The organism is Pseudarthrobacter sp. J47 (genome assembly GCF_049810315.1).
In the GTDB taxonomy this organism is placed as follows: Bacteria; Actinomycetota; Actinomycetes; order Actinomycetales; family Micrococcaceae; genus Arthrobacter.
The window spans coordinates 36,289-56,410 of sequence record NZ_CP187358.1 but is presented as its reverse complement, the minus strand read 5'-3'; the positions used below and the strand labels follow the sequence as shown (position 1 = coordinate 56,410).

Below are 20,122 nucleotides of genomic sequence, written 5' to 3'. Positions count from 1 at the left end.
GCATGTTCCCCTTCATCGCCAAACGGACGGCCACCCTGGTGGCCGCCGTTTTGGCGTCCTCTTTTGCGGTGTTCCTGATTCCGTATTTCACGCCGGGTGATCCGGTGCGGACCATCATCAGATCGCGGGTGTCCGGGAACATTATTGACGACGCCGATGTGCAGGCTTTGAGCCTCAGCCTGGGGCTGCAGGATCCGCTGATCGTGCAGTATTTCCGCTGGCTGGGCAGGATCGGAACCGGGGACATGGGACTCTCTCATGTTTCCCGAACGCCCGTGGCGGACCAGGTGCTTCCGGCGTTGACAGTGACCCTCAGCCTGGTGGCAGCCGCCCTTGCCCTGGCCGTGCTGGTCTCCCTGCCGCTGGGCATCGTGGCCGGCCTCCGGCACGGAAAGCCCGCGGACCGGATCATCACCTCTGTCACCCAGTCCTTTATTGCCATGCCGGAATACTGGGTGGCTCCGCTGCTGGTGCTGGTTTTTGCCCTGAAGCTGTCCGTCCTGCCATCGGCCGGCTGGAACGGCCCCGAATCCATGGTGCTTCCGGCGCTGACCCTGGCGCTGCGGCCCATCAGCTACTTCACCTCCGCGGTCCGTGCCGGGATGATCGACGCCGCGTCGGCTGAGCATGTCCCCGCCGCCCGGGCCCGGGGTCTGAGCCCGGCGCAGGCGGTGCTGCACCACGTGATCCCGAACGGACTGGTACCGCTGTCCACGCTGGTCGCCGTGTGGTTTGCCGGGCTGCTGGGTGGCTCTGTCATCGTAGAGGTGATCTTCGCGGTGCCGGGCATGGGCAGGCTGTTGTTTGACGCCGTCGTGAATTCAGATATTCCCCTGGCGCAGGGTGGTGTGGTGGTGGTTGTGGCCCTGGCCGTGCTGGTCACCACGCTGGCCGACTTTGTGCACCGGGCATTGACCCCCGCGGTGGAGGGCAGCTATGCGTAGGCGGTTCAGCACCCACCACCTGGCCGCTGCGGTGCTGGCCATAGTGGTGATTGCGGTGGCGATCGCACCGTGGATCTACCCCTACCCGCCTGCCCAGCAGAACCTGACCGAACGGCTGGCTCCTGCATCCGCTGAACACTGGCTGGGCACGGACCACCTGGGCCGGGACACGTTGAGCAGGTTGCTGGAAGGCGGCCGTTTCTCCATGACCGTGGCCGCGCTGGCAACCGTGCTGACCTGCATCCTGGGCGTGGCCATCGGCGTGCTCAGTGCGCGGCGCCGCGGCTGGGTGGACGAGTTCCTGACCAGGACCAATGACGTCCTGCTGGCCGTCCCGGAGATGGTGGTGGCGCTGTTCATCGTGGCGACGCTCGGCACCGGCTTCGGCCCGCTGCTCCTGGCGCTGACCGTCACCGGCTGGACTCCGTTCGCCAGGCTGAGCCGCACCCTGGCCTACGACGTCTCTAGCCGTGGCTTCGTGGAAGCGGCGCGCGTGGTGGGTTGCACGCCGTCGTTCATCATCTTCCGGCACGTCATCCCCCACCTTGCCGGGCCCATCCTGGGCCAGGCGACGCTGCGGTTCGGGCACCTGCTGATCAGCGTGGGCGCCCTGTCCTACCTCGGCCTGGGTGTGCAGCCGCCGCAGTCGGACTGGGGCTCCATGATGGCGGCCGCCCAGCCCTACACCGAGCGTGCACCGCTGGGCATCCTGGCACCCGGACTCGCAATTTTTGTCGTGGCCCTCTGTGTCACGCTGCTGGGCCAGCGCGCCGCGCGCATGGCCGCCGGGCCCCTCCTCCTGCCCACGGCGGAGCGCGTATGAAGCCGCTGCTGGACATCACTGACCTGACCGTCGCGAATCTTCGGCACCTCCGGCCGGCTGCCGGCGGTTCCGCACCGGCGTCGCTCATCCATGGGTTGTCCCTGTCCGTGAACGAGGGCGAGTTTGTTGCCCTGGTGGGCGGATCCGGGTCCGGCAAGACCCTCACCGCACTCTCCGCCGTGCGCCTGCTGCCGGACCCACTGGCCATCACCGCCGGCGCCATCCGGCTGGGTTCCGTGGACGTCACCACGGCGGCCGAATCCGAACTGAACACGGTGCGCGGCGGCGAGGCCGGAATGCTGTTCCAGCAGCCCAAGCGGGTTCTCAATCCCAACCGGACCATCGGCGCGCACCTGCTGGAACCCCTGAAGGTACACCGCGGCCTGCGGGGCGCACCGGCCAGGACTGCCGCCGTCGAACTGCTCCGCGAGGTGGGTTTCGCTGACGCGCCCAAGGGCTTCGGGTCCTACCCGCACCAGCTCTCCGGAGGGATGGCACAACGGGCCATGACCGCCGTCGCACTGGCCGGGCAGCCGCGGCTGCTTCTGGCGGATGAGCCGACGTCGGCACTGGACAAAGTGCTGGAGCGGCAGGTCCTGCAACTGCTGGACAGGGAACGGCGGGACCGCGGCCTGGGCATCCTGTACATCACGCACAACATCGCCTCAGTAGCGCCATTCGCGGACCGGGTGCTGGTGATGGACTCCGGCACCATTGTGGAAGAGGGCCCCACAGCGCGCATCATTGCTGCGCCAAAAACCGCCTACACGCGCGAGCTCCTTGCCGCTTCACAGCTGGCGCCGGAGTCCGGACGGCGGCCGCGGCCTGCTCCACGCGAAGTCCTGACGCTGGCCGGTCTACACAAGCGGTTTGGCAGGGGCCGCCGCGCCCACACCGCTTTGGACAACGTCAGCCTGAGCCTGCAGCACGGTGAAATCCTGGGCGTCCTGGGTCAATCCGGATCCGGAAAAAGCACGCTGGCCCGGGCCATTGTGGGGCTGGAGAAAACCGACGGCGGCACCATGACCCGGCATCCGGCGGAGGGTGCCTCCGCTCCCCCGGCAGCCACCGCCGTGCAGCTGGTTTTCCAGGAGCCGCACGGTTCCTTCGATCCCAGGATGACCCTCCGGGCCAGCATGGAAGCGCCACTGCAGAGGCGCCGTGACCTCAACGCCGGGGCCCGCGCCCGGCGGATCGCTGAGGTCATGGCCGACGTCGAGCTGGACGCGGCCCTGCTGGACAGGCACCCGGGACAGTGTTCTGGAGGTCAGCTGCAGCGCGCCACCATCGCGCGGGCCCTGCTCCTTGATCCCACCATCCTGATCTGCGACGAAGCCACCTCCGCCCTTGATGCCCTGACGCAGCGGACGGTCCTGAACCTGCTGCTGAGGTTGCAGCGGGAACACAGCCTCTCCCTGGTGGTCATCTCGCACGACATGGACGTCATCCGGTACATGTGCGACCGCGTCGCCGTGCTGCTGCACGGCGCGGTGATCGAGGTGGCCGAAACACAGGCGTTCTTCGCCGGGCCGTCCCACGAACACAGCCGCGCCCTGGTGGATGCCGCCATTCCCTGCCGCTGGGATCACCTGCGGACCCTTATGCCGGGCGCGGCACCGGCCTGACGGCCGCCTCGGAGGCCGGCTCCTTGCTGGACTTGGGCGAAGCTACAGCCCCAGGTACCCGTTCAGTTCCTCGAGGGACCGCACGGTGGTGTAGTTATAGGCCGGAGAGTGCGGATCAAAGCCACGGTCCAGCAGGACCTTGTTGGTGAAGCCGAGGTCGTCGGCGGGCATCACGTCATAACGCATGTGGGACGAGACGTGCAGGAACTGCTCCGGGGTGGCGTCCAGCTGATCCAGCATGTACTCGAAAGCCTGGTAGCGGGGCTTGTAATAGCCTGCCTGTTCGGCGGTGTAGACGGCGTGGAAGTCCGCTCCCAGGCGCGGCACGTTGACGTCCAGGAACCGGGTGTCTGCGTTGGAAATGATCACCAGCTTGTAGTTCTCGCCCATGGTTTTCAGTGGCCCCGGCACATCCTCATGCGCGCCCCAGCCCAGCACCGTGGCACCAAACTGGGCACCGGCGTCGGGAGTCAATTCCAGGTTCCACTTCCGGCAGGTGCGGTCGAAGGCATCCTGAAGCACCTGCTCATAGGCGTAGTACTCGCCGCACACCTGGTCGTAGCGGTAGTTGCGGAAGTCCCGCAGGAACGCCCGCATCCTTTCCTCCGGGATCCGGCCGTCCAGGATCCTCCGGGTGGTGGGGTCCAGCACCCAGTTGATCAGCGTGCCGTAGCAGTCAAAGGATATGTACTCCGGGCGGAAGCTGGTGGGGGCCATGGGGATCCTTCGCTGGCGGGTGTTTGGAACGGACCATCCATTGTTACCCACTCCCGCAACTCCACCGGGCACTGTGCTGGGGTAGCCGCGCTTTCTTTCCGGCGTGCTTGAGCTATTGAACGGCTCCCCCGCCGGAGCGTAATCTGCGCTTCATAGGTTGAGTGCGCAAGATTGCCCCAGGAGCGTGCCGCATGAATTTGCTGAGCCAGATCATTACCGGTTTGACCGCCGTCGCGCTGATCAGCGTAGGCATCCTGGAGATTTTCTTCCACCGCGATCAGCGCTTTTACCGCCTCTTCCTGATCAAGCCTGCCGACGCGCCTGCCGTGCGTATGTGGGCGATGAACGTCGGCGCCTACAACATCGTTTTTGCGCTGGGCATGGCGGCGGGCCTGTGGATGGTGAACCTTGCGGGTAATCCGGCCGGCGGGGTGGCCATCATCATCTTCTGTTGCCTGGGCCAGGTAGTCCTCGGCATCTGGCTATGGGTCACGGAGAAAAGACTGCTGCTCAGCGCCATTGGCCAATCATTGTTTCCCGGCCTGGCTGTGTTGTTCTATTTGCTGTTCCGGTAGGAAATTGATGCTTCGTGCTTCCGGTCTCGTGCGGTTCCTGGAAGTTATCCGGGCTGAACGTGGCCGTCCAGCGGCCCCTCACTCAGTCAACGCAGTGAGAATCCCGCGAACGTTGTCCGGCAGCGGACGGGTGCCGCTTCCTTCACGGTAAAGCAACCCGCAGCCATCGAGTTCCGCCGTGAGTGTCATCCCGAGCGCCTGCCCACCCTTGATCGGCCAGAGCACCAGGAAAGACGTCGACGTGGCCTCACAGGAGCGCGGGACCGGTTCAGAGGCGGCAGCATCGGCCACCAACTGAGCTGTTTCGGCGTCGAGCATGCCGCCAGCAGCGAAGCGGCCCGTTCGAAGAGCGATGGATCCGGGGAGCGCCGACGCTTCGCCCGGCACAGTCGCGCCCGATGAAGCAGCTTCAGCCACATAGCGGCACCAACGCATTCCGTCGAGGTCCGGCGGTACCGTGACGGCCAATGGTCTGCTCGGAATCTGTGAAGCTCCGTCAAGTGCTGGGAGCGGGCTGGTCGACGGGATCGATAAGCCAAGTTCTTCAGTGAATGGTGCTTTCCACTTTGCAACGCATCCACTGTCGAGCGCCGCGCGCGGTTCAACCAGCGTTCGTTTGTGCGTCACGACCCCTCCAACCTTCAATCCTGCCAGGGCTTTGCGCACGCCGGGCTTCGTTTTGCCGCAGCCATTGCGAGGATAGTGGGCGTTGATTGCCCGTCCCGTTGCGTCGATCAGCCAGAGTGGGGGCACAAACTCGGCATCTGCCGTGCACGGCCCCGGCCAGAGCCCGTCATCCGGCTCGGATAGGGCAGCCAGCACTTCTGTCAGATCACCCTCCAGGGTCACCGCCGTAACGCCGGTCCAGCGCCCCTCGGCGTCGTCAATGCTGGCCATCAGGTCACAGCGCACAGCCGTGGTGGGTACGAAGCCTGCCGGAACCCTGCCGGGTTCAGGTGCGTCAGGGTGCAGCGGGTCGGGCGAACTGGACGGATCGGGAGGGAACAACCAGCCGCCCAGGTTCGGAGCAAGGCAGTCGTAGCCGGCCACGATCTCAGCCGGATTCACCACGCGGGCGTCGCCGCCGGGAGCCGCGCATCCCGTCAGCAGGACCGCAGTCGTTACGATGCCGACCGCTACCCGCTTGATGGCCGCGAAGCTGCGTGCGGATTCCAGAGCGTGCATGGCTCCATCATGGCGGGGGTCGGCCAGCAGGTCGATCCATAGGACTCAATCGTTATGCGGCCACGCACCCCGGGCACGTTCTGTTATCTCAGGAGACGTCCTCGATTGGACTAAGCCCGTGGAAGGCCCGGTCCTGATACACCAGGGGAGCTGAACCAGACGGCTCGGCGCGGACCCCTAGAACTGTCGCAGCCAAGAGCACCGAACCTCCCAGTGCCGCCCGGTGGACTATTTCGCAGCGCAGTGCCCAGGGCACGCCCTTCAGAAGGGGTTCGCCCGTGGGCAGCATCTCCCACTCCATCCGGCCGGTGAATCGGGGTGTGCCGGGAATGGCGAAAATACGGGCGAGTTCAAGCTGGTCAGAGCCCAGGAGGTGGACCACAACGGTCTGCGCCGCCGCAATCTGGGACGCTGAGCGGCCACCTGAAACGGAGAAGGCAAGAATCGGCGGATCGGCTGAAACAGATGCCACGGACGAGGCCGTCAGCCCAACAACTCCTTCGCTCCCCGTCGCAGTGATCACCGCAACCCCGGCGGGATGGGCCCGGAAGGCTGCCTTGAAGTGTTCACTGACAGAGAGGGGCGAGAGGGAAGCGGGGAGCGGCATGGCGGACCTTAATTCGGCGGATCAACGCTCTTCACACTAAAAGCTCAACCATGGTTGAGGTCAAACCGGCCGTTGCGTTATCCGAGCCGCTCGAACACCATTGTTGCCTGAATGCGGTCACCGCCGCCGATCACTCCCTTACTCCCGCTGCTCGCAGTGGTTATGGTGTGGAGCCTATAGCCTTTCGCGGCCTGGTCATTGATGGCCTTTTCAAGGGAAGTCAGGTTTCCCGAACCGGTTCCCCACATTTTCTCCTTGAGGATGACCTGCAAGACGACGTACTGCATGAGAAGACTCCTTCTGTTGTTGCCGGGCTTACGGCTGAACGTGGCGCCTCAGCGCGTCCAACGTTGTTTCGGGCGAGGTGTTGAAGCAAAAGGGGATCCCGGGTGACGCCGCGCTGCACGTATTGACTACCCGTTCGAAGAGTTCGGTGTATTCCGGAATCATCCTGATACCCCCGCCGATCATCACCAGTCCGAACTGATCGCGGGTGAACGCTGCACGAATCTGTGCTTCAGCCTCCTCTGGCGAGGTGCCAATCAGGCAGGAAACGGCATCGAACCCTGCAGCGAGTGTTGCCCCGAACCCTGCCTCGATCCGCTCGGTCATTGTTGCTTCGTCGAGCCCCGGCGGCAGCTTGCTGTAATCCAGGGATTTGGCATGGATACCGATCATCAGGATTCGAGTCATGGCCTCACTGTGCCACGCCGGAAGCTGCTTGTCCCGTCTTGCCCTACAGCCGTCGGCTCCTAAGTTTGTTCGCCGTTCAGAACCTTCAAGCTTAGGAATGGCGAACAAGCCTGGGATTTGGCAACCAACGGGCGGGCACCCTGGTGGTCATTTTGTCCGCCCAGCGGTGGCCTCCCGGTGAATCATGGCGAGCCCGTCGGCATAGGGAGTCGCCGCGAACTCCGGAAAGCGGGTGGCGAATTTAGTGGAGTCGAAAACGTTGTTGTGTTCATAGCGCGGCAGCAGTTCCCTGAGCTCACGCACCTGCGCGGAAAAGACCCCTGCAGCGTTAAGGGCCCACCGCGGCAAGACGGTGTAGCCGCGGTTCTGGCCAAACGCCGTGCCAGCCATTGCGACGAATTCCCTGTAAGTGAGCCGGTCCTCAGCAACAGGAAGGTGCCACGTCTGCCCGTAAGCGTCCGCGGTGTTGCCCAGAAGCGCCAGCGCCCGGCTTGCGTCAGGCGTCCAGATGAGCGTCCGCAGCCGGTCATCCCGCACCGGAATGCGGGGTTTCCGTCCGGCCTTGAGGCGGTCAATGATGAGTGTGTTGGTGAAGCTCTGCGTCCGGCCCGGTCCGTAGAATTCCGGCGCGCGACCGATGAGGACGGGAATGTCTCCGCGATTCATCTCGTCAAGCACCATGGATGCCATCGCCGCACGGACCTTGCCCTTGCGCCCCACGGGAGCGAACGGGGTTTCCTCATCTTGGAAACGGTCGTCCTGGGGGTACATGTACGTGTTGTCGAAGTAGACGAACCTCGCGCCAGCCGTGCGGGATGCGTCGAGTGCATTCCTGAGCATCCTGGGAAACTCCGTCTCCCACAGCTCCGTATTCGCGGGCAGGCCCGCCGTGAAATAGACGGTGTCGCTGCCTTTAACGGCCGCAGCGGTCTGGGCGGCAATGAGAAGGTCGGCCCGCACCAACGCGTCTGAGTCGTTCACCTGGCGCGGATTGCGGCTCACGAGCCGCAGGTCGGTTGTGTACCCGTGGTGGAGTTCGCGGGCAAGTTCCACTGCGATCTGACCGTTCGCACCCAATATCGTCTGCATTTCGTCCTCTACTTCCAATCCGGGCACGTGCCTCTTGGAGATTCAAGAGTTGGATGACTTCACGCCCCACATGCGGTATGTTTGCACTGCTTACATCAGCGTAGGAGGCATAGTTAGCAGTGTCAACATTGGAGAAGAGTTACCATCACGGCGATCTTCGCGCAGCCCTGATCGCAGCCGCAATCGAGTGCCTGGAGGCAGGCGAGCCGTTCTCCCTGCGAGCCGTTGCCCGCCGCGCCGGCGTTTCGTCCGCAGCGCCCTACCGGCATTTCGCGGATCGGGAAGCGCTCGACAGCGCGGTTGCGGTGGAGGGTTTCAAGGATCTCCGAAAGGATTTGGCAGCGGCGCTGGCCGAGGGCGGCACGCGCAGCCGCCCGGAAGAAGCAGTCACGGCGCTCGGAGTAGCCTATGTCGCGTTCGCGCTGCGGCGGCCGGCCGTGTTCCGCCTCATGTTCGGCAATGGATGCGATGACGCGGACAGCGAACGGGTGCAGGCCTCCAAGCAACTCCACGAGGTACTGAACCAGGCAATCGAGCCCCTCATCCCCGGCGCCAACATTTCCAGTCTGTCGACGGCGCTGTGGAGCATGGCACACGGCCTGGCCTTCCTGCATCTGGACGGCAAATTCCGGCCCGAGCCCTCAGATGAAGTCGCAGTCCGGGTGCAGTCGGCGGTTGCCGCCATCTTTGCACTGCGCGGAGCCCCCGAATAACCCGTTTTGCTAATGCGTCCCGATCCAACCCACCCAAGGAGAAGACTCATGACTAGGCAGATCCTCCACGTCGTTACCAATGTCGGCCACTACGACGACCCGTCGCACCCCACCGGTCTCTGGCTGTCCGAACTGGCTCATGCCTGGGAAGTGTTCGAGGCGCGCGGCTTCAGGCAGACGATTGTCAGCCCGCTGGGCGGCCGTTCTCCCCTGGAGCCGAGGTCACTGAAATTCCCGGCTTATGACAAGGCGGCCAAGTCCTGGCACACCAACCCGGATCGAATGGCCCTCCTCGAAAACACCGCCAGCCCTGAGGAAATCAACCCCGCGGATTTCGACGCCATCTATTTCACGGGCGGGCACGGCGTTATGTACGACTTCCCCGACAGCCAGGGCCTGCAGAAGATCACCCGGGACATCTGGGAACAAGGTGGCATCGTATCGTCCGTCTGCCACGGATACTCCGGCCTGCTCAACACACGGCTTTCCGACGGCAGCCTCCTTGTGGATGGTCGCAAGGTTACAGGCTTCGCATGGCAGGAGGAGGTCCTCGCACGCGTCAACAAACTCGTCCCCTACAACGTCGAAGAGGACATGAAGGCGCGGGGAGCACTGTATGAGAAAGCACTGCTGCCGTTCGCCTCGTACGCAGTTGCAGATGGCAGGCTGGTCACCGGACAGAACCCCGGGTCTGCCAAGGAAACTGCACAAAAGGTCGCCGCACTCCTTGAGGTAACTCCCGCCGGTTCCTAAGCTTGTTCGCCGTTCAGAACCTTCAAGGTTAGGAGTGGCGAACAAGCTTAGGATTGGACAGCCAAGGGCGGGGATCGCTGATAATCAAACCTTGATATGCAAGCTGTCACTTGCATATAGTGGACACATGGCCGATATCTTCCGGGCGCTGGACGACGAGACCAGGCGGCTGATCCTGGACGAGCTGTCCGCGCGCGACGGCCAGACCCTGTTCGAGATCTGCACCATGCTCACCATGCGGCATGGCTTGTCCATCACGAGGCAGGCGATTTCCCAGCACCTCGGCGTGCTGGAATCCGCCGGGCTGCTGACGACGGAGAAGCGCGGACGTTCCAAGTTCCACTATTTCAATCCCGGGCCACTCACTGAGATCAGTGAACGCTGGCCGCACCAGAAAGAGGCCTGAACCGTGAAAATTTCCATGACCAGCGTGTTCGTCAACGATCAGCGGGCCGCCCTGGCCTTCTACACAGACGTGCTCGGCTTCGAGAAGCGCCACGACGTTCCCCTCGGGGACGACTTCTGGCTCACCGTTGTGTCGCCGGAGGCGCCGGACGGCCCGGAGCTGCTGCTCGAGCCGTCCGGCCACCCCGCCGTCAAGCCTTACCGGGACGCCCTGATGGAGGATGGGATCCCCCTTGCCCAGTTCGCCGTGCGGGACCTCAACTCTGAGCACGAACGCCTCACCGGACTCGGCGTTGAGTTCACCCAGCCACCCACGGACATCGGGACGGCGCACGTGGCGGTCTTTAACGACACCTGCGGCAACCTGATCCAGATCATCGAAATGAAGTAACCCCATCGGCCCAACTGCACGGGCGGACACCTTGACACCTGCCTTGTGAGCGCTAACAATTGAGAACACATCAATCAAGAAAGCCGGCTTAATGAAGAACTGGGCAGGAAACCTCGAATACTCCTCCTCGGGCGTGGCGCGGCCAAGCTCGGTCGCGGAGCTTGCAGGGATAGTGGCCGAAGCGTCGAGGATCAAGCCCCTCGGCTCCCGGCATTCCTTCAACAAGGTCGCGGACACCGACGGCACGCATCTGCTCCTAGACGCACTGCCGCAGGAGATCGAGCTGGATACGAACGCCGGCACGGTAAAGGTCAGCGGCGGCGTCAGCTACGGTTCCCTCTGCCGTGACCTGGAAAAGAACGGCTTCGCCATCCACAACCTGGCGTCCCTGCCGCATATCTCGGTGGCCGGCGCCATTCAGACCGGTACGCACGGCTCCGGCGTGGACAATCCTTCCCTGGCCGGCGCCGTCGCGAGCGTCGATCTGGTCCGGGCCTCAGGCGAACAGGTGACGCTCACCCAAGACGACGGCGATCAGTTCCTGGGCAGCGTGGTGGGCCTCGGCGCACATGGTGTAGTGACCGCCGTCGAGCTTTCCATCCGCCCCAGCTTCCAGATGCGTCAACGGGTCCTCGAAGACCTGCCCTGGGACCGTGCCCTGGCGGACTTCCGCGCCCTGGTTTCGAGTGCCTACAGCGTCAGCCTGTTCACCGACTACGCCGGCGACTCCATCAACCAGGTGTGGCTGAAGGCCCTTGATTCAGAGCCCGCCATCAGCAACCTGTTCGGCGCCACCGCGGCCACCCGGTCAAGGCATCCGCTGCCGGACATGTCGGCGGAAAACTGCACAGGGCAACTGGATGAGCCCGGGCCGTGGCTGGACCGGCTGCCGCACTTCCGCCACGAGTTCACGCCCAGCAACGGCGAAGAACTGCAGAGCGAGTTCATCCTGCCGCTGGAGCACGCACCTGCCGCCATCGAGGCAGTCAGGACCCTCGCGCACACGATCGCCCCGTTGCTCTTCGTCTCTGAAATCCGGACCGGCGCCGCAGATAACTACTGGCTCAGCCCGTTCTATCAGCAGCAAAGCGTGGCGCTGCACTTCACGTGGAAGCCCCTGCAGGCCGAGGTTGAGGCGGTCCTCCCCGAGCTGGAGCAGCTCCTCCGGCCATTCGGCGCACGGCCGCACTGGGGCAAGCTGTTCACGCCCAACGCCTACGATTGGGAAGCTCTATACCCGCGCTTCACCGACTTCCGCGCATTGGCGGCCGGCCATGATCCGGACGGCAAATTCCGCAACGCACTGCTGGACAGCGTGCTCGGCGCCCCCGTCCGCACCAGCTGAGCAGCCAACCCAGCAGCGCTAGGCAAACGCCAGCTGCGCAGCCCCGAAGGACACTCCGAACTGGACACACCAGAGGTCCACGGCCTTGAACTTGGCCAGGTCCACGTCGGCCGGAATGGTGTACACCTGGTTGCCCTGGTTCCCCTTGATGAGGCCCAGGTCGTAATACTCGGCGGACCCGGCGGTGTACCAGCCGGCATTTCCTTCCACCACGTCCGCGGCGCTCAGCCAGACGTGCACGTCGGGGCCGTTGGTGGTGTCCAGGTTCTCCAACGTCAGCACCCGGGTTCCGTCCGGCTGCTCAACAATCCGCACTGTCCCCGTGGTGGGGTGCTCGTGGCTGATCAGGGAGCCGGCGGCCAGTTCCACGGGGCCGGCGGGAACTGCGGGAATGCTCGACGGCGGGGCCTCACCTGTGGGGGTCGGCGCGCCGGATGCGGGTGTGGAGGGGGCAGAAACGGGAGCTGAAGGTGCCGCGACGGTGGGCAGCTGCTCATCCACGCGGACGTCCACGAACAGCAGCCATGGCTTGAACAACACCAGACCCACAACAAGCGCCGCCACCCCAAGCAGCGCGCCGATTAACAACCACCGCCTGCGACCGGGCCGGTTGCGTGCTTCAACCCCGCTGTTTCCACTCATGGGACCATCTTCCGCCATCCCTGCCCGGCTGGGTAGCGCCGGCTACTCCGAACGGCCCACCACTATCCGGTTGCGGCCCTGGGATTTGGCCTCATACAGGGCGGCGTCAGCGCGCCGCACAAGTTCTTCCACGGTGTCCTGGCCAGCGTCGTAGAGGGCAATGCCATAACTGACGGTGGGTACCGGAACCGCGTCCCCCGCTGCGGACAGCCGCTGGTTGATGGCATCCACGATCCGGGTGGCGTTCGGGGCGCCCACGCCAGGCAGCAGCAGGATGAACTCCTCGCCCCCGTACCGGCCCACCAGATCCGTGCTGCGGATTGAGTCGCGGCAGGCACCGGCGAATACCTGCAGGGCAACGTCCCCTGCGGCATGCCCGTGGTTATCGTTGATCGCTTTGAAGTGGTCCAGGTCAGCCAGCACCAGCGCCCCCCGCAACTGGCCCGGCCGCTGCCGTTCCAGTTCACGCCGCGCCATGGCCATAAAGGCCGCCCGGTTCAGCAATCCGGTCAGGCCGTCCGCGTTGGCCACCTCCTGCAGCGCCCGGGTCTGCTGTTCACTGCTCAGCCCGGCCATGCTGTAGGACACCACCACAACCATCACCATCATGATCAGGGTGGTGATGGCGGAGCCGAAGTAGGCCGTGAAAACCGGGTGGTCCGGGCCAAGCAGCAGGAAAAATGCCAGCCGTAACAGGTAGTACACGGACACCGCAGCAGCCACTGCGGCCATCGGCGTCCTGGCCCTGGAGTACTCGGGGCTGAGCCGCCACAGCTCCCGGGACACCAGGCCGAACCCGAGCCCCATGGCTCCCAGGAACACGGCACCTCCGGCCCAAACGTTGGTTGCCGGATTGTCCAGGAGCCCGGCGGCCGCGGTCACCAACGGTCCCGCCGCGAAAGCCCAGCGTGGAAGTTTCGCCGCCTGCAGGGACCGCGCGGCGAACCAGACACTCACTGCTCCAGCTACCAGAAGGGCGTTGCCCAGCGGATTCGCCCAGGTCTGGTGTTCGATGCCGTCCAGCAGGAACAGGAAGGAGCCGGTCAGGAACAGGAGCAGGGCCACGCACCACCAGCCGCTGTAGGGCGATCGCGTGGAGCGGTACGTGGAGAAGTAGAAGAGCAGCACCAGGATCACGGCCATCACACTGAAGCCGATCCGCAGCGTCGCAATATCGAGGACGATCATCCCGGCAACCCCCCTGACAGCCGATGTCGTGGACCCAAGTATCGCACCGGGAGGCTGCTAATTGACCGGCATCCACCGGTCTTTTTGCTCCGGGCCTACCTTCCTGCGGCCGTGGTTTGATGCGCAGGCTGGACGGTGGTGCCCCGGAGGATCAGTTTCCACGGCGCGGCGACCCGGACGCCGTCGAGCAGTGTCTTGCCTGAGAGGCGGTCAAGCAGCATGGTCACCACCGTCTCAAACACGGGGTCGGGGCCCACGCTGGAGAGCGCCGGATCCGTTTCGCGCCCCTCTGCGGAATTTCCGACGCCGATAACCTGGACGTCCTCGGGCACCTGCAGTCCCAGCCGGTAGGCAGCGCGGACAGCCTGCAGCGCCTCCATGTCATGCGTGGCGAAAATCGCTGTGGGCCGGTCCGGGAGGCTGAGCAGTTCCAGCGCGGCCTGGTAGGCAAGGTCACGCCGGTGTTCGGAGGTGCGGACCAGCGCGGGGTCCAGCGGGATGCCTGCCCGCTCCAGCCCGCTGGCGTACCTGTCGTACCGGGAGAGGCCGCCATCCTGGGGCTCACGACGGCGGAGGCAGGCTATGCGCGTATGCCTGGCCGTGAGGAAATCGAGGCAGTCCTCAATCCCTTCCGTGGGCTCCGGCGCCAACACGTCAAAGCCTTCCGGGAGCAGGGATTCGGACACCACCACCTGGGCCACTCCGCGTTGGGCCAGCTCCGCAACCGTTGGATCCGCCACGGCATCCCGGGGCACGGTGGACAGGATCAGTCCGTCAGCTCCGCCGGCCAGCATAAACTGCCGCCAGGTTTCCCCGAGGAGGATCACCGGCTGGTAGCCGTGGAGCGGCAGGATCCTGGCTGCGGCAGCCGCAAGCGCGCGGTCCCAGTCCCTGTCGAGGTCGCAGAGAGCCACGGCCACCAGATCGGTCCGGCCGCGGCGCATGCCCCGCGCCGCCTGGTTCGGCACATAACCGAGCTCCCGCGCGGCGGCTGAAACCCGTTCCTGCGTGGCCTTGCTGATCCGTGTGCTGCCGCCGTTCCGTCCGGACAGGACGTAGGAAACGGTGGTGAGTGAAACCTTGGCCCGTTCCGCCACGTCACGGATGGTTGGTCTTGAATCCTTGCCCAACGAAGTCGCCCCCTCGATCGATGAACTGCCTCTCCGATAGGGTACCGGCATGGACATCATCCTCGTTCCCGGATTCTGGCTGGACGCGAGCTCGTGGGAGGAGGTGACCCCTGCCCTGGTGGCTGCCGGGCACACGGTCCACCCTCTGACCCTTCCCGGCCTTGAGTCTGTCAGTGCGGACCGCTCCGGCATTGGCCTCCGGGACCATGTTGACGCCGTCGTCCGCGTTGTTGATTCGCTGGAGGGCAGGCCGGTGCTGGTGGGGCACTCCGGTGGCGGCGCCATCATTTCCGCGGTTGCCGATGCCCGTCCGGAACGGATCGCGCGCTGCATCTATGTGGATTCGGGCCCCGTGGGCGAGGGCGGCGTGATCAATGATGAACTGCCGGCCGACGGCGACGACATCCCGCTGCCGCCGTGGGAGATGTTCGAGGAGCAGGACCTGACGGACCTCACCGACGAGCTCCGGGCCAGGTTCCGCGCCCGGGCCATCCCGCAGCCGCGGCGGGTGGCCCAGGACCCCCAGCAGGTGGGCGATCCCCGCCGCTACGATGTGCCCACCACCATCATCGCGTGCGAGTTTCCCTCATCCATGCTCAAGGAATTCATGGCTGCCGGGCATCCGTTTACGGCTGAACTGGCGCGGATGAACGACGTCGAATACGTGGATCTGCCCACCGGTCACTGGCCACAGTTCACCCGTCCGTCCGAGCTTGGCCAGGCGATTCTGGCTGCGGTTCAGGGACGGCAGGGCTGAGGCGCATCTCTTCGGACAGCAGCCGGTAGGCGCGCGTGGCGAAGGCGAAGAACGCGAGTACCACCATGGCCAGCCCGCTGAAGAGGAACACCAGCGCGATTCCCCGGGCATCGCCGTCGCCCAGCAGCCACCCCCACGTTGAGCGGCCGGCGCTGGAATCCATGTAGGGAATGATCCAGAATTCGGCGATCGGGGCGATCAGGAAGGCGGTGATGGGCGCTGCCGCGGATTCGAAGGCCTGGGCGAAGCCGAACACCCGGCCCTGCCGCCTGAACGGGACCACCTTCTGGATGACAGTCTGTTCGGCTGCCTCCACGGCCGGAATCAGCATCATGTAGATCCATGTTCCCAATGCGTACAGCCACCACCATTCGCGGATGGTGAAGAACGCTCCCAGCACACCCATAACGGCCACCACCAGCAGCATGGTCTTGATGGGGTTGCCGCCCAGGCCCCACTTGGCAATGGCCAGCCCGCCGATGATGAAGCCGGTGGAGGCAACACCGAACACCACACCCCACAGTTCCACGGGGAAGAGCGTCAGCCCGTAGGGATCCATCAGGGCAATGTAGACGCCGGCAATGAGGTTGTTGAACGTGGCAAACAGGATCAGGGCGAACAGGCCGGGGACCGCTCGGATCACGGTAATGCTGCCGCGCAGGTCAATGGCGGGTGGGCGTCCGGTATCCGAGACCGGTTGCTCCTCCGGAATGCGCAGCCACAACAGGTGCACCAGCGCCACCAACGTGGCCGCGATGGCAATGGCCAGCGTCCACCCCATGCCGACGAAACCAATGGCAAGCCCGCTGAAAATGCTGGTGACAATAAAGGCCATCCCCTGCACGGTGCCCACCATGCCGTTGGCGTTGGCGTGCCGCTCCACCGGCACCAGCAGGGTCACCGTGGTGGACAGTGCAATGTTGCGGAGGTTTTCCACCACGGAACCCATCAGGATCACGCCCGCGAACAGCCAGAACCAGGGTCCGCCAAGGTTTACCAGCTCGGATTCCGGGTGGGCCAGGTACAGCAGCCCGGCGGCGATGAAGGCAGCAAGGGTGGCAATGCTGGAGAGCACCATCACGTGGTGTTTGCGGTGCCTGTCCACCACGGCGCCGAACAGGATGCCGAACGCAGCCACCAGCAACATGTAGGCACCCCCGATGATCCCCGTGGCCAGTACGGACCGGGTCTCCAGGTACACCCAGAACGTCAGCGCGAACCAGAGGAAGCTGGTAGTGACGTTGGCGATCATGGTGTTGGCGAGCACGTTGATGAACGTACGCATCCCGTTGGCCGGCACCACCGGTCGGTCCGCGCTCGGTCGGTCCGTGCTGTGCTGGCTGTGTTGATCCACGAATGTGGGGTCTTCCTCCGTCACCTTCCTCAGCGTAGCGAGCACCCCTGACAACGGGAAGGGCCCCGGCAACGCCCATCAGATTCCTGGATTGGTACTCTGGGAGCAGTGCTTACTTTCTTGAATTCCTGACCCGCCTGTCCGGCGCCCGGCCATCCCGGTCCACCAGGCTGAACGCTCCCCTCGGAGCGGTGATTCGACGTCCCCTGATCCGGGGCCCATTGCGGGCTCCGCATCCTCCGGACCATCGCCAGAATCATCCCAGGAGTTTCCCCATGACCACCCCATTGCCCTCCCCTGCGCTCCGTCCTGACTGCGCCAACTGCTTTGCCTTGTGCTGCACGGCTTTCGGGTTCAGCCGCTCAGCCGATTTCGCCGTGGACAAGCCTCCGGCCACTCCGTGCGCCAACCTCGCCGACGATTTCTCCTGCACCATCCATGCCTCGCTGCCGGCGCGCGGCTTCCGGGGCTGCACGGTGTTTGACTGTTTCGGCGCTGGCCAGGCGGTCTCGCAGCAGCTTTTTGACGGCGTCAGCTGGCGGGCCAACCCGTCCAGCCGCACGGAAATGTTCGCCGCCTTCGGCATTGTCCGGCAGCTCCACGAAATGCTCTGGCACCTGGACGAGGCCGGCCGGCGCACCTTCGATCCGGACCTCGCCGCCGACGCATACAACCTGTCCCACACCATCTCCGCCGTCACCCGCGGCGCGGTCCGGGACCTGTTGACGTTCGACGTCGGGGCCCTCCATGTCCGCGTCAGGAACCTCTTGATGGAGGTGAGTGAGGAGGTGCGGGCCGGCTTTGCCGCCACCGGCAGCAGGCATCGTGGATCCGGCCTCCACGCCGGAGCCGACCTGGTGGGCGGCGCCTTCCGCGGCCAGCAACTTTGCGGTGCCGATCTGCGAAGTGCTTTGCTGATCGGCGCTGACCTGCGGGACTGCGAGCTGTCCGGGGCCGATCTGTTGGGTGCGGACCTGCGGGACGCCAGGCTGCACGGTGCCCAGCTTGAGAGGGCGCTCTACCTGACCCAGCCGCAGGTCAACGCTGCTGCCGGTGACGCCGCCACCACACTGCCGGACCGCCTGGCCGCACCCCCGCACTGGTTCAGGTAAGACGGAAATCAGGCCACCCGGAACCTGACCAGTCCGCCGAGGGGGATCTGTGCGGCCATCGCCAGGTCCTCTTCGGCAACCACGGCGATTACCGGGTAGCCGCCGGTCACCGGGTGGTCGGCCAGGAACAGCACGGGTTGCCCGTCCGGCGGCACCTGCAGGGCACCGGCCACCATTCCCTCGCTGGCCAGCTCGCCTTCACGGACGCGGGCCAGAGGTTCGCCGGAGAGGCGCAGGCCCACCCGGTTGGACCGGGGCGTGACTGTCCAGGCCTGCGCGCACAGGTGTTCCAGCGCGCCGTCAGCAAACCAGTCGTCCCGCGGCCCGGGGACCACCCTGAGCTCTGTCGCTGTACCAGCCTGCGGGTAGGCGGGCTGCAGCTCAGGGAGGCCGACGACGCCGGAAGCCGTCCGGGTGCCCACCGGCAGCAGCTGCCTGGCCGCCACGGGTGACGGGCCGATGCCGGAGAGGGTGTCCGCTGACCAGCTGCCGAGGCGGGGCTGTACGTTGATGCCCCCGCGCACGGCCAGGTAGCTCCGGAAGCCGGAGGCCGGAGCGCCGATCTCCAGCGATTCGCCGTCCAGCAGCGCAAAGGCCTCGCCGATCGGTACGCTCCGGGACATGTTGCGCGAGGCGGCACCGCCGTCGTTCATTCCTGAGGGGGAATATACGGTCAGCGGTGCGGGTGCCCCGGCAACTGCCACAATCCGGTCCCCCACGGCCTGGACCACCAGTCCGCCGGCAACTGTCTCAAGACACGCGGCGTCAGATTCGTTGCCCACCAGGCGGTTGGCGCGGCGCAGCGAGGCACGGTCCAGGGCCCCGGACGCGGGTACGCCAAGATCCTGGAACCCCGGACGCCCAAGGTCCTCGATCAGGCTCAGCAGGCCAGCGGAAAGGACCCGCAACCCCTCCTGCCCCGGAACGTCTCCTTGAACTGCTTCAGCAACGGGCCCGGCAGGGGCGTCCGGGCCCCCGGCATTCCGCGTCCCGCCCAGCTGCACCAGCTCCCGCACCGGCCGGAACTGCACGGTGTCCCCCGGCTTCACCAGTGCAGGCGCGGCCCGGTCCAGGTCCCACATCACGGCGTCGGTGTGCCCGATCAGTTGCCAGCCGCCCGGTGAGCTCCTGGGGTAAACGGCCGAGTACTGTCCGGCGAGGGCTACGGAACCGGCGGGAACTGACGTCCTGGGTGAGTCCAGCCGCGGTACGTCCAGGATTCCGTCGCCCAGGAGGTAGGCAAATCCCGGCGCGAATCCGCCGAATGCCGCCGTCCAGGCCTGGCCCGAATGCGCGGCGATCACGGCTTCCGTACTAAGGCCCAAGTGTTCGGCAACCGAGGCGAGGTCCACGCCGTCGTACACAGTATTAATGACCACAGCAGCACCGGCCTGATGGCCCGCAAATGGTGGAAGTTCCAGCTGCAGCAAGGCGGAACGGAGTGAGCGTGCGGCCGGCGCGGATTCGGCAATGACCAGCACTGTGGTGGCCGCCGGAACCACCTGCTCCTGGCCGGGCAAGGGGGATGTGCGCAGGGCAGCGGTCAGCGCCAGTACGTCCTCGACGCCTGCAAGTTCAGCCAGAACCGCCCGCGATCCGGCGGCGCGCACGGACAGCACACGGATAGTGTTCGTCCCGTCCGTCATGGCCTCCCCACCCCGCTTCCGTCAGGCGATCCCCGGCAGGATCCCCGGCTTCCCCCATTGTGCCGTTGTTAGGGTGGAAGTATGAACCGACCCCTTCCTGCCCGCATCTTCCTGACCGCAACCCTGCCGCTGGCGCTGCTCCTGGCCGGCTGTTCCGTCCAGGATGCCGCGGAGAACGCCGTCAGCGATGCCGCTTCCAAGGTCACCACTGCCGCTGCGGATGAGGTCCGGAACCAGGTCTGCGCACTGGTGGAGGACGGGCTGGTGAGCCTGGGTGAGCAGGAATTGCTGGGCGGGCTGGTTGGCGCCGCCGAATCGGCCGGCATTCCGGCGGAAATTACGACGCCGATGCGCCAGATCGCGGACGCCGGGGACCAGGTGCCGGAAGACTCCGTGAAGAACCTGCAGGACGCCTGCGCATAAGGTCC

General features: G+C 65.4%; 23 protein-coding genes. 12 read left to right on the top strand and 11 right to left on the bottom strand.

The annotated features are described in order from the left end of the window. The first annotated feature begins 2 nt into the window (after positions 1-2). Genes ACPJW8_RS00295 through ACPJW8_RS00285 form a run of 3 tightly spaced genes read left to right on the top strand, consistent with a single transcriptional unit; the run spans position 3 to position 3,392 of the window. Positions 3-944 (top strand): ABC transporter permease, encoded by a 942-nt coding sequence (locus tag ACPJW8_RS00295; protein WP_330188968.1) that lies wholly within the window; start codon positions 3-5, stop codon positions 942-944. Further along, positions 937-1,767, top strand: a complete 831-nt coding sequence (locus ACPJW8_RS00290) for an ABC transporter permease (RefSeq protein WP_330188967.1) — start codon at positions 937-939, stop codon at positions 1,765-1,767. Before ACPJW8_RS00295 ends, ACPJW8_RS00290 begins: the two co-directional genes overlap by 8 nt. After that, positions 1,764-3,392, top strand: coding sequence for an ABC transporter ATP-binding protein (locus ACPJW8_RS00285; protein ID WP_330188966.1), 1,629 nt, complete (start codon positions 1,764-1,766; stop codon positions 3,390-3,392). Before ACPJW8_RS00290 ends, ACPJW8_RS00285 begins: the two co-directional genes overlap by 4 nt. 42 nt (positions 3,393-3,434) lie before the next feature. Here the strand turns inward: ACPJW8_RS00285 and ACPJW8_RS00280 are convergent, their stop codons facing one another. Further along, positions 3,435-4,109 (bottom strand): haloacid dehalogenase type II, encoded by a 675-nt coding sequence (locus ACPJW8_RS00280; protein WP_330188965.1) that lies wholly within the window; start codon positions 4,107-4,109, stop codon positions 3,435-3,437. Between the two features lie 161 nt (positions 4,110-4,270). Here ACPJW8_RS00280 and ACPJW8_RS00275 point away from each other — a divergent pair, with 161 nt between their 5' ends. Continuing rightward, a complete protein-coding gene (locus tag ACPJW8_RS00275) occupies positions 4,271-4,684 on the top strand; it encodes a DUF1304 family protein (protein WP_330188964.1) in 414 nt (137 codons plus the stop codon). 78 nt (positions 4,685-4,762) lie between these two features. On the opposite strand, the gene ACPJW8_RS00270 is transcribed toward ACPJW8_RS00275, so the two are convergent. The 5 genes from ACPJW8_RS00270 to ACPJW8_RS00250 all read right to left on the bottom strand — a co-directional run bounded on the left by ACPJW8_RS00270 (position 4,763) and on the right by ACPJW8_RS00250 (position 8,258). Continuing rightward, a complete protein-coding gene (locus ACPJW8_RS00270) occupies positions 4,763-5,869 on the bottom strand; it encodes a hypothetical protein (RefSeq protein ID WP_330188963.1) in 1,107 nt (368 codons plus the stop codon). 88 nt (positions 5,870-5,957) lie between these two features. Further along, positions 5,958-6,476 (bottom strand): flavin reductase family protein, encoded by a 519-nt coding sequence (locus ACPJW8_RS00265; RefSeq protein ID WP_330188962.1) that lies wholly within the window; start codon positions 6,474-6,476, stop codon positions 5,958-5,960. 77 nt (positions 6,477-6,553) lie between these two features. Continuing rightward, positions 6,554-6,763, bottom strand: coding sequence for a DUF4177 domain-containing protein (locus ACPJW8_RS00260; protein WP_330188961.1), 210 nt, complete (start codon positions 6,761-6,763; stop codon positions 6,554-6,556). A gap of 28 nt (positions 6,764-6,791) precedes the next feature. After that, positions 6,792-7,169, bottom strand: coding sequence for a hypothetical protein (locus ACPJW8_RS00255; RefSeq protein ID WP_330188960.1), 378 nt, complete (start codon positions 7,167-7,169; stop codon positions 6,792-6,794). A 147-nt stretch (positions 7,170-7,316) separates the two neighbouring features. Beyond that, the gene (locus ACPJW8_RS00250; RefSeq protein WP_330188959.1) at positions 7,317-8,258 is read right to left on the bottom strand and encodes an NAD-dependent epimerase/dehydratase family protein; all 942 of its coding nucleotides are present in this window, start codon (positions 8,256-8,258) and stop codon (positions 7,317-7,319) included. A gap of 119 nt (positions 8,259-8,377) precedes the next feature. On the opposite strand from ACPJW8_RS00250, the gene ACPJW8_RS00245 reads away from it, so the two are divergent. From ACPJW8_RS00245 to ACPJW8_RS00225, 5 genes are all read left to right on the top strand, one after another. Further along, positions 8,378-8,971 (top strand): TetR/AcrR family transcriptional regulator, encoded by a 594-nt coding sequence (locus ACPJW8_RS00245; RefSeq protein ID WP_330188958.1) that lies wholly within the window; start codon positions 8,378-8,380, stop codon positions 8,969-8,971. A gap of 48 nt (positions 8,972-9,019) precedes the next feature. After that, entirely contained in the window at positions 9,020-9,724 is a 705-nt protein-coding gene (locus ACPJW8_RS00240) for a type 1 glutamine amidotransferase domain-containing protein (protein WP_330188957.1), read from the top strand. A gap of 127 nt (positions 9,725-9,851) precedes the next feature. After that, entirely contained in the window at positions 9,852-10,130 is a 279-nt protein-coding gene (locus tag ACPJW8_RS00235; RefSeq protein WP_330188956.1) for a metalloregulator ArsR/SmtB family transcription factor, read from the top strand. A gap of 3 nt (positions 10,131-10,133) precedes the next feature. Next, positions 10,134-10,520, top strand: coding sequence for a VOC family protein (locus ACPJW8_RS00230; protein WP_330188955.1), 387 nt, complete (start codon positions 10,134-10,136; stop codon positions 10,518-10,520). 91 nt (positions 10,521-10,611) lie between these two features. Then, positions 10,612-11,865 carry an FAD-binding protein gene (locus ACPJW8_RS00225; RefSeq protein ID WP_330188954.1) on the top strand — a complete coding sequence of 418 codons (1,254 nt, stop codon included), beginning with the start codon at positions 10,612-10,614 and terminating at the stop codon, positions 11,863-11,865. 18 nt (positions 11,866-11,883) lie between these two features. Here the strand turns inward: ACPJW8_RS00225 and ACPJW8_RS00220 are convergent, their stop codons facing one another. The 3 genes from ACPJW8_RS00220 to ACPJW8_RS00210 all read right to left on the bottom strand — a co-directional run bounded on the left by ACPJW8_RS00220 (position 11,884) and on the right by ACPJW8_RS00210 (position 14,792). Continuing rightward, entirely contained in the window at positions 11,884-12,507 is a 624-nt protein-coding gene (locus tag ACPJW8_RS00220; protein WP_330188953.1) for a DM13 domain-containing protein, read from the bottom strand. Between the two features lie 42 nt (positions 12,508-12,549). Next, on the bottom strand, positions 12,550-13,692 hold the full coding sequence (locus ACPJW8_RS00215; protein WP_330189009.1) for a GGDEF domain-containing protein: 1,143 nt from the start codon (positions 13,690-13,692) through the stop codon (positions 12,550-12,552). A 98-nt stretch (positions 13,693-13,790) separates the two neighbouring features. Further along, the gene (locus ACPJW8_RS00210; RefSeq protein ID WP_330188952.1) at positions 13,791-14,792 is read right to left on the bottom strand and encodes a LacI family DNA-binding transcriptional regulator; all 1,002 of its coding nucleotides are present in this window, start codon (positions 14,790-14,792) and stop codon (positions 13,791-13,793) included. A gap of 82 nt (positions 14,793-14,874) precedes the next feature. On the opposite strand from ACPJW8_RS00210, the gene ACPJW8_RS00205 reads away from it, so the two are divergent. Further along, a complete protein-coding gene (locus ACPJW8_RS00205; RefSeq protein ID WP_330188951.1) occupies positions 14,875-15,582 on the top strand; it encodes an alpha/beta hydrolase in 708 nt (235 codons plus the stop codon). Here the strand turns inward: ACPJW8_RS00205 and ACPJW8_RS00200 are convergent. After that, positions 15,521-16,867 carry an MFS transporter gene (locus ACPJW8_RS00200; protein ID WP_330189008.1) on the bottom strand — a complete coding sequence of 449 codons (1,347 nt, stop codon included), beginning with the start codon at positions 16,865-16,867 and terminating at the stop codon, positions 15,521-15,523. The genes ACPJW8_RS00205 and ACPJW8_RS00200 overlap by 62 nt on opposite strands. Positions 16,868-17,211: 344 nt before the next feature. On the opposite strand from ACPJW8_RS00200, the gene ACPJW8_RS00195 reads away from it, so the two are divergent. After that, positions 17,212-18,048 (top strand): pentapeptide repeat-containing protein, encoded by an 837-nt coding sequence (locus tag ACPJW8_RS00195; protein WP_330188950.1) that lies wholly within the window; start codon positions 17,212-17,214, stop codon positions 18,046-18,048. Between the two features lie 8 nt (positions 18,049-18,056). Here the strand turns inward: ACPJW8_RS00195 and ACPJW8_RS00190 are convergent, their stop codons facing one another. After that, positions 18,057-19,694, bottom strand: coding sequence for an urea amidolyase family protein (locus ACPJW8_RS00190; protein WP_330188949.1), 1,638 nt, complete (start codon positions 19,692-19,694; stop codon positions 18,057-18,059). Positions 19,695-19,775: 81 nt separating this feature from the next. Between ACPJW8_RS00190 and ACPJW8_RS00185 the strand changes: the two genes are divergently transcribed. Further along, entirely contained in the window at positions 19,776-20,117 is a 342-nt protein-coding gene (locus ACPJW8_RS00185) for a hypothetical protein (protein WP_330188948.1), read from the top strand. The last annotated feature ends 5 nt before the right edge of the window (positions 20,118-20,122 follow it).